Annotated in this window: 14 protein-coding genes; 8 read left to right on the top strand and 6 right to left on the bottom strand. The window is 44.6% G+C overall.

Annotation, left to right across the window (positions count from 1 at the left end; translation table 11 throughout):
- Window positions 1-7: 7 nt before the first annotated feature.
- Together Q1A08_RS08445 and Q1A08_RS08440 are read left to right on the top strand one after the other, a co-directional pair.
- Window positions 8-1408, top strand: a complete 1401-nt coding sequence (locus Q1A08_RS08445) for an L-serine ammonia-lyase (RefSeq protein ID WP_299771798.1) — start codon at window positions 8-10, stop codon at window positions 1406-1408.
- Window positions 1409-1565: 157 nt separating this feature from the next.
- Complete coding sequence (locus Q1A08_RS08440) at window positions 1566-3470, top strand: acyltransferase family protein (RefSeq protein ID WP_299771796.1); 1905 nt, start codon at window positions 1566-1568, stop codon at window positions 3468-3470.
- A gap of 19 nt (window positions 3471-3489) precedes the next feature.
- Here Q1A08_RS08440 and Q1A08_RS08435 read toward each other — a convergent pair whose 3' ends face one another.
- Window positions 3490-3933 (bottom strand): pilin, encoded by a 444-nt coding sequence (locus Q1A08_RS08435; RefSeq protein ID WP_299771794.1) that lies wholly within the window; start codon window positions 3931-3933, stop codon window positions 3490-3492.
- 153 nt (window positions 3934-4086) lie between these two features.
- Here Q1A08_RS08435 and Q1A08_RS08430 point away from each other — a divergent pair, with 153 nt between their 5' ends.
- Window positions 4087-5112, top strand: coding sequence for a glycosyltransferase family 4 protein (locus Q1A08_RS08430; RefSeq protein ID WP_299771792.1), 1026 nt, complete (start codon window positions 4087-4089; stop codon window positions 5110-5112).
- Window positions 5109-6017 carry an NAD-dependent epimerase/dehydratase family protein gene (locus Q1A08_RS08425; protein ID WP_299771790.1) on the top strand — a complete coding sequence of 303 codons (909 nt, stop codon included), beginning with the start codon at window positions 5109-5111 and terminating at the stop codon, window positions 6015-6017. Before Q1A08_RS08430 ends, Q1A08_RS08425 begins: the two co-directional genes overlap by 4 nt.
- Here the strand turns inward: Q1A08_RS08425 and Q1A08_RS08420 are convergent.
- The 5 genes from Q1A08_RS08420 to Q1A08_RS08400 all read right to left on the bottom strand — a co-directional run bounded on the left by Q1A08_RS08420 (window position 5998) and on the right by Q1A08_RS08400 (window position 10938).
- Entirely contained in the window at window positions 5998-6753 is a 756-nt protein-coding gene (locus Q1A08_RS08420; protein WP_299771788.1) for a class I SAM-dependent methyltransferase, read from the bottom strand. The genes Q1A08_RS08425 and Q1A08_RS08420 overlap by 20 nt on opposite strands.
- 3 nt (window positions 6754-6756) lie before the next feature.
- Window positions 6757-7656, bottom strand: coding sequence for a lysylphosphatidylglycerol synthase domain-containing protein (locus Q1A08_RS08415; protein WP_299771786.1), 900 nt, complete (start codon window positions 7654-7656; stop codon window positions 6757-6759).
- Between the two features lie 11 nt (window positions 7657-7667).
- Window positions 7668-8528 carry a glycosyltransferase family 2 protein gene (locus tag Q1A08_RS08410; RefSeq protein WP_299771784.1) on the bottom strand — a complete coding sequence of 287 codons (861 nt, stop codon included), beginning with the start codon at window positions 8526-8528 and terminating at the stop codon, window positions 7668-7670.
- A gap of 1 nt (window position 8529) precedes the next feature.
- Window positions 8530-9984, bottom strand: a complete 1455-nt coding sequence (locus tag Q1A08_RS08405; protein WP_299771782.1) for a hypothetical protein — start codon at window positions 9982-9984, stop codon at window positions 8530-8532.
- 510 nt (window positions 9985-10494) lie between these two features.
- On the bottom strand, window positions 10495-10938 hold the full coding sequence (locus Q1A08_RS08400) for a pilin (protein ID WP_299771780.1): 444 nt from the start codon (window positions 10936-10938) through the stop codon (window positions 10495-10497).
- A gap of 366 nt (window positions 10939-11304) precedes the next feature.
- Here Q1A08_RS08400 and pilB point away from each other — a divergent pair, with 366 nt between their 5' ends.
- From pilB to coaE, 4 genes are read left to right on the top strand one after another with little or no spacing between them, the layout of a single operon-like run.
- Window positions 11305-13029 (top strand): type IV-A pilus assembly ATPase PilB, encoded by a 1725-nt coding sequence (pilB, locus tag Q1A08_RS08395; RefSeq protein ID WP_299771778.1) that lies wholly within the window; start codon window positions 11305-11307, stop codon window positions 13027-13029.
- An 18-nt stretch (window positions 13030-13047) separates the two neighbouring features.
- The gene (locus tag Q1A08_RS08390) at window positions 13048-14250 is read left to right on the top strand and encodes a type II secretion system F family protein (RefSeq protein WP_299771776.1); all 1203 of its coding nucleotides are present in this window, start codon (window positions 13048-13050) and stop codon (window positions 14248-14250) included.
- A gap of 9 nt (window positions 14251-14259) precedes the next feature.
- On the top strand, window positions 14260-15135 hold the full coding sequence (locus Q1A08_RS08385; RefSeq protein ID WP_299771774.1) for an A24 family peptidase: 876 nt from the start codon (window positions 14260-14262) through the stop codon (window positions 15133-15135).
- Between the two features lie 5 nt (window positions 15136-15140).
- Window positions 15141-15752 carry a dephospho-CoA kinase gene (coaE, locus tag Q1A08_RS08380; protein ID WP_299771772.1) on the top strand — a complete coding sequence of 204 codons (612 nt, stop codon included), beginning with the start codon at window positions 15141-15143 and terminating at the stop codon, window positions 15750-15752.
- Window positions 15753-15793 lie beyond the last annotated feature (41 nt).

Here is a 15793-nt window from a genome sequence, read left to right as displayed (position 1 = left end):
ACTGATCATGGCCATCAGTGTTTTTGATTTATTCAAAGTGGGTATTGGACCATCCAGCTCACACACTGTTGGCCCAATGCGGGCCGCCAAACAATTTTGCCTCGCCCTAAAGAAAGCCGATCTTCTGGGCTCCACGGCACGCATCCACTCAGATATGTATGGCTCACTGGGCGCCACCGGCGTCGGTCACGGTACAGCCAAAGCCGTTATTCTCGGGTTATTAGGTGAAACCCCAGAACATGTTGATGTGGATAATATCGCCCGCATGGTGGCCGAAGCCCGCGAAGAAAAATATTTAAATTTGCTCGGCGAGCATATTATCAACTTTGACGAAGACAATGATTTAATTCTTCATCGCCGCAAAACGCTACCTTACCACCCCAACGGCATGGGCTTTCAAGCTTTTAATAAGAACGGTGAGCTTTTATTGGAAAAAACCTACTACTCAGTAGGCGGTGGATTTATCGTGGGCGAGCAAACCGCCCAAACCGATGCCGTGACAGACGATCCCCGCCCAGAGGACTATAGGTTTGACTCAGCCGCCCAGCTATTACAAATATGTAAAGATAAAAACATCAGCATTTCTGACGTTATGTGGCATAACGAAGCCGCCTGGCGCGCCGAAGCAGAAACCGCCAGTGGGCTAATGGATATCTGGGCAGTAATGCAAGAATGCGTAAATAATGGTTTACGCCACGAAGGATTATTACCTGGCGGATTGAAGGTCAAAAGACGCGCCCGTGAAATGCAACAGCAATTACTAAGCCGCCCAGAGGCCTCTCTAGCCGACCCACTCACAACATTAGATTGGGTAACACTTTATGCGCTAGCGGTTAATGAAGAAAATGCGGCAGGCGGCCGCATGGTAACCGCCCCCACCAATGGTGCTGCAGGTATTATTCCCGCCGTATTACACTACTATATTCGCTTTGTACCAGGTGCCAATGACAAAGGTGTACAAAACTTCCTCCTAACCTCCGCCGCAATCGGTACTCTCTATAAACGTAACGCCTCCATCTCAGGTGCTGATGTAGGTTGCCAAGGCGAAGTCGGCTCTGCCTGCTCAATGGCGGCCGGTGGCCTAGCGGAAGTATTGGGCGGCAATCCAGCTCAAGTTGAAAACGCCGCCGAAATCGCTATGGAGCACAACCTAGGCCTTACTTGCGACCCAATCGGAGGGCTAGTACAAGTCCCCTGCATAGAACGCAACGCTATGGCCGCCATCAAAGCCATCCACGCTGCCCGTATGGCATTAAGAGGCGACGGCTCACACTTCGTATCGCTCGATAAGGTGATCAAAACCATGCGCGACACAGGCCGCGATATGCAAGAGAAGTACAAAGAGACCTCCCGAGGAGGCCTGGCTGTGAATGTGTTGGAAGTGCCGGTGAATATTATTGAGTGTTGATGCTCTCCACGGGCACCATCATTCAATTTCTACCTTAATCTATACCCCTCCACCCGTAAGTCTCATTCTTAGCGGAGCAAGCGTACATATCTCATGTTAAAATGGGCGATTTGAAAACTAGCGTTCAAGCACTAAAGTAGAGCCATTGGAAAGCAATATGCAAGCTGACTTTCGCCCAGACATTCAAGGATTACGTGGAATAGCCGTGATCGCGGTTTTAATCAATCATTTAAACCCCAGTCTCTTAGGCGGTGGTTTTTTTGGTGTAGACGTATTTTTTGTTATTTCAGGTTATCTCATCAGTAAACTACTAGTGAAGAGCCGCTTGCAAACCGGAAATCTCAATCTCCTCAGGTTCTACGCCAATCGAACCCGGCGACTATTACCTGCGCTCGCTTTGATGATTCTTGTTACCACAATAACTTACACCATTTTTCTGTCACCAGCAGAGCAAATTCGCCACTCTCAAGGTGGAATATTTGCTAGCTTGTGGCTGTCGAATATGTATTTTGCAAGTATAGATTTAGCCTACTTTGCAAGCGATAGTAAAAATCTGTTCTTACATACATGGTCACTAGCAGTAGAGGAGCAGTTTTACTTACTGTGGCCTGCCGTCATATTCCTTCTTTACAGCCCCCCAAATTCCAAACAAGTTATAACCTCTAAAATTACTTGGATTGTATTCACAACTACTGTTCTTGCGGGTTTGGTTTATTTGTACGATCACGACTGGGGGTTTTATTCGGTAGGCGGAAGAGCTTGGCAATTCGCGTTAGGCGCCATGGCCTTCATTTACTCAGACAAAATACAAGAGCTTAGGTTTTCGAAGATAACGCCATTAAAATTTGCATCCCTTGCAATGGTAGTCCTGCCAATGTTTACCCACCCTGTGACAGGATCTGAACTTACACCGGCATACTCTATTCTTCCTACTCTTGGCACCGGCTTGTTGTTATTTTTAGGCACATACAACTCCAATAACAGCTTTCTATCTTCTAGGCCACTACAGTTTACAGGCGATATATCATACTCCCTTTATCTTTGGCATTGGCCCATAATTGTTTTAGCGAACCTTTACTTCATAGAATTAACAGCCCTACAAACCGGGGGAGTAGTAATTGCTATATTATTGTGCTCTAGCATTAGCTTTTATGGGGTAGAACGCCCTATTCGATACTCACAATTCCTTTCAGAAAGACCAAGTCTTTCGCTTTTCGGAGCCCTATTAATTTGCATTACCCTCGTGTCCATAAGCTTGGCTTCATTTGATTTTGCTAAAAAATGGGCAAACGATCCTCTGCAAAAGGCAATCAGTTCAATAAGACAGGATCTTCCAACTCTTTACTCTCACCAATGCGATGACTGGTACCACTCCGATGTATTAAAAGTATGCAGCTTTGAAACTCGCCATAAAAAAACTGTTATGTTATTAGGTGACAGTACCATCGGACAGTGGTTTGACTCAGTACGCCACACCGCTCGTTCTAACGAGTGGAATTTACATGCTATTACAAAATCCTCCTGCCCTATCGTTGATCAACCATACTACTACCCAAGGATTGGTCGTATCTATTCAGAATGTGCCAGCTGGCGAGAGAAAGCTCTTGATCACTTAGCCAAAAACCCACCAGAGTTGCTTATCATTGGAAGCTCCGCGGCAGCATTTAGCAAAAGAGAATGGATAGAAGGAACCCGGTCCGTCCTTGATAGGCTTCGTAAAATCAAAAAGATAGTTATTTTAACTCCGCCTCCAAAATTGAGTTTTGACACACTAGAATGTATCGCTCGCACAAAATGGCAGCAAAAGCTCGGAATACCCAGTCAATTATGCGAGGAACACTTAAAACCAACTCACCTATATTCATACCTCTCGGAGTCCGCAAGTATCTTTCCGAACGTGCAAGTATTAGATATCAATAAAAGGATCTGTCCAAATGGACTGTGCAGATCTGAAACTGATGACTACGTGGTCTATCGCGATAAAGTTCATATCAGCAATCAATTTGCACTATCCATCAGTGAGATTTTTGAGCCATTTCTTTTGGAACAGACCAGCAACTGACAATATTTGTCAATTGCTGCTAATTCCTGCACTCCCAGGGAAGATACTCATTTGGGATAGGGTTAGAGGCTCCCGGCTTGCACGTATGTAAAACCAGCCCGTCGGGGTCGGCATAAAAACTCAATGATACGGTCGCTAAATTGATTCTTGCACCGACATTGTTATTCATTCTAGCCTCATACAGGCCTGCAACTGAGGTTTGAATTGATTCTGTAAACTTACCATTGAGGACCTTGGGACCAGAAAAAGATGTAAGTTCAGCCAACGTAGGAAATTCACCAAATTCCACATAGTAACCGCTGACATCGGTTTTTAGCGCTCGAAGCATGCTAATTGGCTCAGCAACCTTAGCCCTAGACGTATAGTCCTGATACGCCGGCAATGCAACAGCAGCCAAAATCCCTATAATAGCCACTACAATCATGAGTTCAATCAAGCTAAACCCTCCCATTTTCCGCCTCATAAAGCCCCCCTAAATACACCCACAGAATAATTATTTAACGTTATAATATATTACTAACAATAACTTATAATACGACACACCAAGGAAACTAGGCATTTGAAAATACTTGTTACAGCGACATCTTATCCGCGCCATGAAAGCGATTGGCAAGGTGTGTTTATCAAAAATATTGTTGGTGAATTATCAAAGCTACATGACATTTCAATGCTTAGCCCAAGGGGCCCTGCCCCAAACAACGTACACTGGGTTAGCGATGAAAAAGCCATTATAAACCTAGAAAAGGTTGCAGACCTCGGCGGCCCAGCGCACCTTCTTCGTACAGCTCCACTCAAAGCAGCAAGATACATACCAGGTCTAGTCTCCTCCCTGATAAGAGTATACCGCTCAAATTCTGATGCCGAGATCCTTCACATTAACTGGCTCCAGAACTCTATTGGGTCAAAAAGTCGAAAAACCCCAAAGCTGTTAACAGTACTAGGGACAGATTACAAACTTTTACAGCTACCGCTTGTAAAGACATTAGTTAGACGACAGATCAGCAGCTCAAACTGCGTTATAGCACCCAATGCAGACTGGATGTGCCCGTTATTAAAAGAGAGCTTTGGCGATATTGCCGATATCCACCCTGTGCATTTTGGTTGCAGCGAGGATCTTTACGATATTACAAGAGCACCCAAAAGCGGCAAATGGATAGTCGTCCAAAGAGTAACCAAGGCAAAAATGGGGCCCCTCTTTCTTTGGTACAATGAACTCCCCGAAAACAATTCGATCCATCTATTTGGCCCAAATCAAGAAGGATTGAAAATTCCAGAAGGTATTTCTTTTCACGGAAGCACCACCCTAGAAGAGCTAAAAAACAATTGGTTAAGTAGTGCTACCGGAATAATTACACTAAGTACCCACGATGAAGGCTTACCTCAAATTTTGATCGAAGCGGCAGCGAGTGGCCTGCCAATTATCGCTTCTAATCAAGTTGCTCACAAAGAAATTGTACAACACGGTCAAAACGGCTACATCGTAAACAGCCCTAAAGATTTTCTTAACGCCGTAAACAAATTGAACAACTTAGACCACAATATAGCGTTTTCAAAAAAATCACGTGAAATAGCCAAACAAAAATTTGGTACCTGGAGAGATTGCGCACAGCGTTATAACGAACTATATAAAAGGCTTTTATGAAAATTTCAATTATCGGTGGACATGGATTCATAGGGCGAGCTATAGCTCAGAAGCTCGTCAAAGATCACGAGCTACACATCATAGCTAGGCGTAGCGAGAATAGAAGCGAAATTCCAAATATAAAATACCACTACCACAGCTACGAAAGTGAAAAGCTATTGCCTGTTTACGACAGTAGCGGCCTGATAATTAATGCCGCTGGAAACTCAACACCCCTAACCTTTGCGCAAGAACCATCGAAAGAAGTGCACTACAATTTGATGCACTTGGCTCAATTCATCGAATTGCTTCACAAAATTGACACCCCTCTTGTGTACATATCAACGGGAGGAGCCATTTACCAGCCATCATCCTCAGCAATAGCCGAAAATCACCCTCTTGGGCACTGGTCGTACTATGGCGCAGCCAAACAATCCGCTGAAACTTTTCTTTCGAGCTTTTCACAACAAACAGGAAAGGCTGTAACTATTCTACGCCCCTCAAATATATATGGAGAAGGGCAGCCGCTAAAACCTAACTTTGGTGTAATCCCAACACTATTCGATGCTGCAATTAATCAGCGAAAATTCCACATCATAGGCAGTGGCCAATCTAGCAGAGACTATCTCCACATAGAAGATTTTACGGCAGCAATTGAGGGAATCATCTCATGTAAAACTTTCCAGTCCAGCAACACCTTCAACCTTGGATCAGGGGCTGGAACAAGCTTAATTAGATTGATTGAATTAGTTGAAACGATCAGCCAACAGAAAATAGAAAGGGTCAAATCCAAGCACAACATTGAAGATAACCACATCATATTAAATAGCAATAAGCTACAAAATAAAACGCACTGGAGACCTACAATCGATTTAACAGAAGGGCTCAATCGAGTTTGGAGAGAGTTTAATGCGACGACTTTCTGAGAACCCAGATATACCCAGGCATCAAAAAATAAAAACAGCGACAAAATAGCTTATAAAAAAAGTGTTTAAGACCCAAGGATGGCAACATATAGTCAGCCTGAAACCTAACGGGATCATTTACGATTTTCTGAGTATAATCAACAACTTCAAACTTTTTCACCAAATGTTTTAATGCCCAGTAGCTATAATGTTTTTCGTGGTAGAAGTCCCCCTTCCCCATAGCACGTACGTATTTATGGGCCAAGAATCTAGGCAAGAGCGACAAGAACTTCAAATTATAGTGAGGTTCGTTAAACATAAGTCTATTCGAAGCAGAAAAATAGCAAATCCCACCAGGCTTTAAAACACGATTTATCTCAGCCATCATCAATTCTGGGCTAAGTACATGCTCATACACCTGAGAGCAAATCACAACATCCACACTGGCTGTTTTAATTCCCATACCCGTTGCATCACTAGTAACAAAGTGAACATTTTTAGATACCGCTATTTTTCTAGCGCCAAACTGAGCATTAACATCAATATCCAAGCTCGTGATCGAAGAGAAGTAACCCGCTAAATACTCATCAATAATCCCTGAAGATCCACCAACATTTAGCAAGCGTAATTTTTTGCAATCCTCTTCAATACAATCACTAAGAACTGACCACATTGTTTTAGCTTTTTGGGTTCGCCCTTCTTGATTAAACATTTCCGAAGCTATCATTGAATAGTTTTCTTGCTGCTCCCTTTTCATACCCTACTCACCACTCAACTTCATATCAGAAGAAACAAGAAAAACTCCCATCACCGCTCCCAAAGCAAGGTCATAAAAAACCAATACAAATCTATGAGACAATACCAATATCATAGCATCTTCCATCGATATCAGCTGTGAGGCAAGGGCCACAAAGACACCCTCACGCACACCAATTCCTCCCGGAGCAAAAACTGCCAGAAATCCTACAGCAACAGCGATAACCATTGCCGCCGAAAGCTTAAGTAGAGTCACACTCTCTACACCAGGCATCAATATTGTAGCTAACACCGCTACGGCTAGCATCACAGCCAACCAACTAAAAACTATGCTAACGGCCACAAGCCACTGCCAAACACCACCATCAACAATTTCCGTCAAACGAAGTTGCCACCGCCCTAGAAAGCCTCCCCCCCAACTCCACTTAAATAGAATCAACCAAATGAATACAGGGGCCACCACCACCAAACACACCGCCAAAACATTTTGAAGCCAACAGCAAACGCCAATAGCAGCACCGATTAGTAAAACCAACATCTGCTCCCAAACAGTGATCGCCGTCGCTTGACTCAAAGAAAGTCCATTTTTACCGACTAAGGCAGCTCCCCGAACAACAACACCCCAGACCTTACCAGGAATGTACTTCCCCAACTGCAGAATCACGACATGTATAAATACTAGATGAAAAGAGAGGCTGAATTTTGCCACACCCCGAACAGCTGCCCACCAAGACCCCATTGCTGCAAACAGCGCCATCACCTGGATGCCTATCAAATACAAAACCTGGGTTTGAGATAAAACTGGCAATTCTTCACGAGAATCTAACTTGCTTGCCAAGAAAAAAAAGGCAACAAGCAAGAAAACAATAAATAAGATGCCCCTCCACCTTATCTTCTCCCTCACAACTATTTCCTTTACTTTTTGTAGAACAAAGTAGACACCTGCTCGGAAAGCAACCCCATCAAGAATACCAAAATAGCTGACACTAAAAGAAACATTCCCATATTAGTAAACCGGCCCACGCTAAAATACGTATACAAATAGTAAGACATGCCCGTAGTCAGCAAACCAAATGAAACAAGACTAAACAACTTTAACGGCGAGTATAATGTTGCAATTTTGAAAATAATCAGAAAAAATTTAACCCCATCTCGCACCAAGTTAATATGGCTTTTACCGTCTCGTTGCAGGACATTTATCGGTTTAAAACCAACAGAGTAACCGGATCGTAAAAATGCCATCGTAGATGTTGTGGGATATGAGAAGCCATTGGGCAACATATATAGAAACTCTCGAAATTTGTCTGCGCGAACGGCACGAAACCCCGAAGTAAGATCATGTATTTCTCTACTCGACATCCAGCTAGCAAACCAATTATAAAAACCATTTGCTAATCTTCGTCCCAAACTAGCTTGCCCAGAAGCATCTCGAGACCCAACGACGAGATCATACCCGGACTCTAGTTTATTTAATAACGATGTAATCTCTTCCGGTTGATGCTGCCCGTCGCCATCCATAAACACCAACACATCCCCGATTGCAGCCCTAGCACCAGTTTTAATACTTGCACCATTACCCATGCTTTCAGGATGAGAAATACATTTCACACCATGCTCAGCGCAGAGCTCGACAGTGTTGTCACTGGACCCATCATCCACAACGATAACTTCGAATACCTCTTCAATCAAAACAAGCTTAGGTAATATTTTAGCGAGGCCAACAGACTCATTTTTAGCAGGAATAACAACGGAAACTTTATCCACGCCAGTACTCATATCAATTCACCTCTATATCCAACTTAATTTCTGCTTCCAATTTATCAAAATAATCAGCCTGAAGCTCGACCTCAAACGGATAGACAGATCGCATAACCTTTATTAAGTCAACGGCCTCTTGATAGCGGTGCATAGTTGCCAGCAATACCACCAACATCTGGTCATTTTGAAAGCTCCCACCTTTGTGCTCAAGCAGACGAGCCAAGGCCTGGTCCAAACTACCGCTTTCCCAGCTTATCCTCGCAGCAAAGCCATGTAACATCGCATACTTTCTTTTATACTTCGGGTTTTCACCGAAAGAGTCGACCAAATCAATCAAATCTTTTTCACTAAAGTTGTCGCAACCATTACCCTTGAACTCTAATTCAATCAAACTTTCAACTGCAGCAAGAGCACCATTGGAATATCGCGCTGACTTCGCTGCATCTACTACATCCTCGGTGAGCCCCCTATTAAACCGACCTTCATAAAAGCAATCAAACTCGACGGCCAATAATTGAGGTGCTAGCTCTCCACGAAAATCCTCTTCAAGGCGTATCAATTCACTGAAAGCCCTATCAACCTCCCCAACCTGCTGATACAAGTCAATCTTTAGCGCTCTAGCCCGAATAGACCCACTGCGCTCCTCAGAATACAAATAAGCTAACCGCGCAGGATCACCCCAAAGAATATTGGTGGTAACAGATATAGCTAAAATAACAGCGGCATACGCTGCAGCTATAAACACGAACACTTTACGTCGATTAGGCTGAATGTAATCCCTCCACAGCCAAACTGACAGCGCGACTATCGCCACCCATACAGCCAGGCTTGGAAGGTAGTTTCTGTGCTCAAAGTATAGCTCCAAGGCAAGCGCTGAAGCCTCTACTGAATGCCCACCTAAATACCAACACAATAATACTAGAGGCAAAGCTACGCCTTTAGTCCTTGCATAAATAGCTGCTAACAAGGCTATAAACCAAAAGCATATCGCCCAAAAGGTTGAAAGCGGATCAAATACAGAATGAGATATTGCAAAGTCATCATGAAACAAGCCTAGAGAAGCTGGCTTCGGTATTACCGTTTGCAAAGCATAATCCAACAGCGCCCTGGGCTGAGACAGGAGCCGCTCCACCAAAGTGAATTCCCGAATTAGGTAATCATCAATCAGCCTATCCCAACCAATAAATACAACCACTATAAAAGCAGCAATGCCGACCCATAGCACCCAAGGCACAAGCCGCCGCCAAACAAAACTTGCTGGGCGCTCAAATTCATTCAAAAAATAATATATACACAATGCATAAACTAGCAGCAGCGCAGCTGTTTCTTTCGCTAACAAACCCAGCACCGCCAAACCAGCACTAGCAACTAGCAGCCAGAACCCACGAACCACGCTATCTTCGAGCAATGCGCGCCATGAATACACCAAACAAATCAGCGCACCCAAAACAGCTGCCGAGCTCAGCAGAACCATTCTCTGTACAACGTATAAAACTGTGGAACTTTGAATAGGGGCTATTGCCCATAAAAGCGCTATAGAAAGAGCAAACCACACACGTGAAGATGAGCCGCGTATAAACCTCGGTAACAAAAGATTCAAAAGCCAAAACACTAAAAGGGCATTCATAACGTGAATGCCTATATTTACCCATATAAAGGCCTTCGGGTCAGGCCATGAATTCTGTTGAAGAGCAAAGCTAAGTAGGGCCAGCGGCCTACCTAAAGGTCCCGTTTGACCACTGAAAACCCCGTAATACCATCCATAGCTATCAATTTGCTCAAACAAGTCAGGCAGAGTGCCGTAGTCGTCAAGCCAAAATTTGCCACTAACTCCTGGGATAAAAACTAGCAGAGTGACAACTGCTAGCATAAAGACAATCACCCACAACCTAGAAACGCCTAACACCCTATCCCCCAGGGAAAAATTGTAGAAACAAAAAACCCGGCAATTGCCGGGCTCTTCAATACCTTAAAGTGCGCTATCTTATGGGCGACACTCTGCAGGCAAGTACTTATTAGGAATTGCGTTAGCAGCGCCAGGCTTACAAACATGAACCAACAAACCGTTTGCATCAGTAGAGAAACTCATTTGAACAGTTGCATTGTTGATGTTAGCACCTACTTGAGCACGCATAGTAGCGATAAAGATACCAGCTGCTGCTCCGGTTACAGTTGTTGTGAACTTGCCAGAAGTGACCTTTGGCCCAGCGTAAGCAGTTAGCTGCGCCAAGGTTGGCAAGGTACCTGTGTCAGTATGGTATGCACTAACATCAATTTTCAAACCAGAAAGTAAAGACACTGGCTCAGTTACTTTAGTACGAGAAGTGTAATCCTGGTACGCAGGAAGAGCTACAGCAGCCAAAATACCGATAATCGCAACAACGATCATCAATTCGATCAAGGTAAAACCTTTTTGAACAGTTTTCATCTTTTATATCTCCAAAAAAATAAATCCGGTTCCTCCCATAAAGCATAGACTGTGCCAACCATTGAAAAATGGCCTGCAGAGCAGATGATTCACGGATTTAGAACCTGTGAAGACAGCAAAAAAATGTGATCCAGTTCACACGAAGTGACAGGATACGTCACCTTGTGGCAAACTTGGTACTTTATTGTTGCCCACACAGCCTTTTTACTGAAAGCGGGGCTATACTACAGCTAATTTCGTTTCAGAAATATGATGAATTTCTAGCTTTCACATAGGCTTATCATATAAAGTTGAATTATATTGTAAGTATTGAATCGAATAGACTTAACAGAACGATCAGACCTTAAACTATATCGGAATGGACTAATGTCGGCGGAAGCCCAACAACTCAGCGGCCTGGCCCAGCGCCTTGTCAGGGATAAGCTACTTTCATTGGAAGATGCGCAAGAAGCAGTTGCTGAAAGCAAGCTTGAAAAAGAACCCCTTGTACAATATCTGGTCAAGAGGAATATTCTTGGGGCGTCAGCGGTGGCGACCGCCGCAGCCGATGAGTTCGGCACCCCCCTTATCGATCTTGATGCCTTTGCTGTAGATTCAGCACCTAAAGATATAGTTGATAAGCAGCTTATTGCTAAACATAGCGCACTACCTCTTTACCAAAGAGGGAATCGGCTATTTCTGGCAATGGCGGATCCCACCAATATTCGTGCCCTTGATGAAATCAAATTTAATACCGGCATGGGAACCGAAGCAATCCTTGTAGAGGCCGATAAACTGTATCTGGCCTTAGAGCGCTTTGTTGCCAAAGCCGAAGAAAGCCTTGGTGATGCTCTCGGCGATATTGATGATGATTTTGACGGCCTTGTATTAGAGGATGGCAGCGGTAGCGCAGACCTTGACGATTCTGACCAAGAAGAAGTAGATGAAGCTCCAATCGTGCGCTTTATCAATAAGGTTTTGCTCGATGCTATTAAAGGGGGCGCATCTGATATTCACTTTGAGCCTTATGAAAAGGCATATCGCATTCGCTTTCGCACCGATGGTGTACTTCACGAAGTTACCAAGCCCCCCACGGCTTTGGCCACTCGCTTGGCCGCACGTTTGAAGGTAATGTCCCAGATGGACATTTCTGAGCGCCGAGTGCCGCAAGATGGGCGTATTAAACTGCGCGTATCCAAAACCAAGGCAATTGATTTTCGTGTAAACACTTTGCCCACGCTGTTCGGCGAAAAGATCGTATTACGTATTTTGGACCCAAGCAGCGCCCAACTGGGTATTGATGCACTTGGCTATGAAGACTTTCAAAAGCAGCTGTATTTAGATGCGCTCAATCAACCTCAGGGTATGATTTTGGTAACAGGGCCAACAGGTTCTGGTAAAACCGTTTCTCTGTATACCGGCTTGAATATTCTTAACACACCAGAGCTAAACATCTCCACCGCTGAAGACCCAGTGGAAATTAACCTTGAAGGTATCAACCAGGTTCAGGTCAACAATAAGGTAGGCCTTACTTTCGCCGAAGCCTTGCGTTCCTTCCTGCGACAAGATCCAGATATCGTGATGGTAGGTGAGATTCGAGACCTTGAGACCGCCGAAATTGGCATTAAGGCCGCGCAAACCGGTCACTTAGTGCTCTCAACCTTGCACACCAACTCCGCACCAGAAACCTTGACTCGATTATTAAATATGGGTGTACCGGCCTTTAACGTAGCTACTACGGTAAGTCTAATTATCGCTCAGCGATTGGCACGTAGACTATGCCCCGAATGTAAGGAAGAGAGTGAAATCCCTGAAGATATCATGAGTGCCGAAGGCTTCGATAATATCGGCATTGATAAAGCAGAATTTGAAATTTATAAAGCTGTAGGTTGCTCTAAGTGCTCAAACGGCTATAAAGGTCGTGTGGGTGTATACGAGACTGTGCGCATTACCCCCAAAATCTCTTCTTTGATTATGGAAGGTGGTAACTCACTGCAAATTGCCGACGCTGCTGCAGAAGAAGGCTTTAATAATTTACGTATTTCTGCGCTTCGAAAAGTTGCCCAAGGCCTAACCAGCCTTGAAGAAGCTAACCGCGTTACAAAAGACTAAGCTTAGGAAGCATACACAATGGCGGATACCATCTTTATTTATAAAGGTACCGATAAGAAAGGGAAGGCTGTTCAAGGTGAGCTAAAAGGCGCCAGTACCGCATTGATAAAAGCTCAGCTATTACGTCAAGGCGTAAAGGTAAAAACCGTACGTAAAAAGCCGAAGCCTTTATTCGGTGCCGGCCGAGCAATTAAGCCTCAGGATATTGCCGTTTTCACACGCCAAATGGCCACAATGATGAAAGCTGGCGTGCCTTTAGTACAAAGCTTTGAGATTGTTGCTGAAGGTGTAGACAACCCTCGCCTTACAGACCTCATACTTGAAATCAAAGACGGTGTCGCAGCCGGTGGTGGGTTCGCCGCATCACTGCGCCAACATCCGAAGTATTTCGATGATCTGTTTTGCAGCCTGGTTGAATCTGGCGAACAGTCCGGTGCTCTAGAAACGATGCTCGATCGAATTGCTACTTATAAAGAAAAAACAGAAGCACTTAAAGCAAAAATTAAAAAAGCCATGACGTACCCTATCGCCGTGCTAGTAGTTGCTTTAGCGGTTACCGGAATTTTGCTGGTTAAAGTTGTTCCTCAATTTGCGGAAACATTTTCTAGTTTTGGCGCAGATCTTCCGGCTTTCACTTTATTTGTATTGGGCATCTCAAATACCGTACAAGAGATCTGGTATTTGATCCTGGCAGGAATAATTGCTGCAGTTTGGTGCTTTTCTCAAGCTCGCAAAAGATCACAGAAGTTTTCAGATGGGGTTGATAGAGTTACCCTCAAACTCCCAATTATTGGCAATATTGTATACAACTCAATCATCGCTCGCTTTTCAAGAACCCTAGCAACAACCTTCGCCGCTGGTGTACCGCTTATTGATGCACTCACATCAGTATCCGGCGCGGCTGGTAATGCAGTTTATCGTGATTCCATTTTGAACATTCGTGATGAAGTCGCCACAGGCATGACAATGCATAGCTGCCTACGAAGCGCAGGCATTTACCCATCGATGCTTATTCAAATGACATCTATTGGTGAAGAGTCGGGCTCGCTTGACGAAATGTTAGATAAAGTTGCAACATTTTACGAAGAAGAAGTCGATAACATGGTAGACAACTTAACCACCCTATTGGAGCCAATGATTATGGCCGTATTAGGTATTTTAGTAGGTGGCCTGATGATTGCTATGTACCTCCCCATCTTCCAATTGGGTCAAATCGTTTAAGGCCAAATCATGCTGCAAGATGTATTCAGCCAATACCCCGGCGCACTCGTCGGGGTTGTTTGTATTTTAGGCCTGCTGGTTGGCAGTTTTTTAAATGTAGTTATTTATCGCTTACCCAAAATGCTCGAACGCGAGTGGAAGCAGTATTGTGGCGAGATCTTAGAACTGAAAGAAACCGCTCAAGAATCAACTTCAAAAGAAGAATTTAATTTAGTTGTACCCGCATCCACCTGCCCCAGCTGCGATCATAAAATTCGTGCATGGGAAAACATCCCGGTTATCAGTTATTTGTTTTTGCGCGGACGCTGCAGCAATTGTAAAAGTAGCATATCTATTCGCTACCCCATCATTGAAGCAGTGACGGCGGCACTCTCGGCCGTGCTCGCAATAAAGTTCGGTTTTGGCTGGCAGCTTGCTGCTGCACTGCTATTAACCTGGGCATTGATATCGCTCACCATGATTGATATCGACACTCAATTATTGCCAGACAATATCACTTTACCTTTACTGTGGCTGGGCCTAATTCTAAATAGCCAAGGCCTGTTTACTAGCCTGACAGATGCCCTATGGGGCGCGGTATTTGGTTACTTAAGTCTCTGGTCGGTATATTGGATATTTAAGCTGCTCACCCAAAAAGAAGGCATGGGCTATGGCGATTTTAAATTGCTGGCCGCTCTTGGCGCCTGGATGGGCTGGCAGGCCTTGCCCGTCACAATATTACTATCGTCGGTCGTAGGGGCGGTAATCGGTATCGCTGGCATTTTGATTATGGGGCGCGATAAAAACATCCCTATCCCCTTTGGCCCTTATCTCGCTATTGCCGGCTGGATTTATTTTATGTGGGGCGAGACAATTGTGAACGCCTATCTAAGCCTTTATAAATAAACGCTATGAAAGAAAAAAAATGGGTGGTCGGCCTTACCGGCGGTATTGGCAGCGGTAAAACCGCCGTCTCGGATCGCTTTGCTTTAAAAGGTATTGTGATTGTCGATGCTGATATTGCTTCGCGTACCATTGTCGAGCCTGGTAAGCCTGCGCTGCTGGAAATCGCCGAGCATTTTGGTGCCGATATTATCAACAGCGACGACCAACTGGACCGAGCAAAATTACGCGAGATCGTGTTCGCCGATCCCGCACAGCGCAGCAAGCTGGAGGCCATTACACACCCTCGTATTCGCGATGAAATTGTAAATGGAATCACTACAGCAAGCAGCCCCTATGTGATCCTAGCCTCACCATTGCTGATGGAAACCGATCAACATAGCATGTGCGATCGCATTTTATTGGTAGATGTTCCAGAGGCCTTGCAACTTGAGCGCGCTAGCGCTCGGGATGGCGTAAGCGTAGAACAAATCAAAGCGATTATGGCTGCTCAAACCAGCCGCGATAAGCGTCGCGCCAGCGCCGACGACATCATTGTTAATGATCAAGATCTTGCTTGGCTAGATGATGAGGTAGAGCGCTTGCATGAGCTTTATCTGGAGCTTAGCCCAAGCCCTTGATCCTGGGCCAAAGCCCCCTTAAGCTAATGGCTCAAACCGTA

Source organism: uncultured Pseudoteredinibacter sp., assembly GCF_947500695.1.
In the GTDB taxonomy this organism is placed as follows: Bacteria; Pseudomonadota; Gammaproteobacteria; order Pseudomonadales; family Cellvibrionaceae; genus Pseudoteredinibacter.
This window is presented reverse-complemented; position numbering and strand designations above follow the sequence as displayed.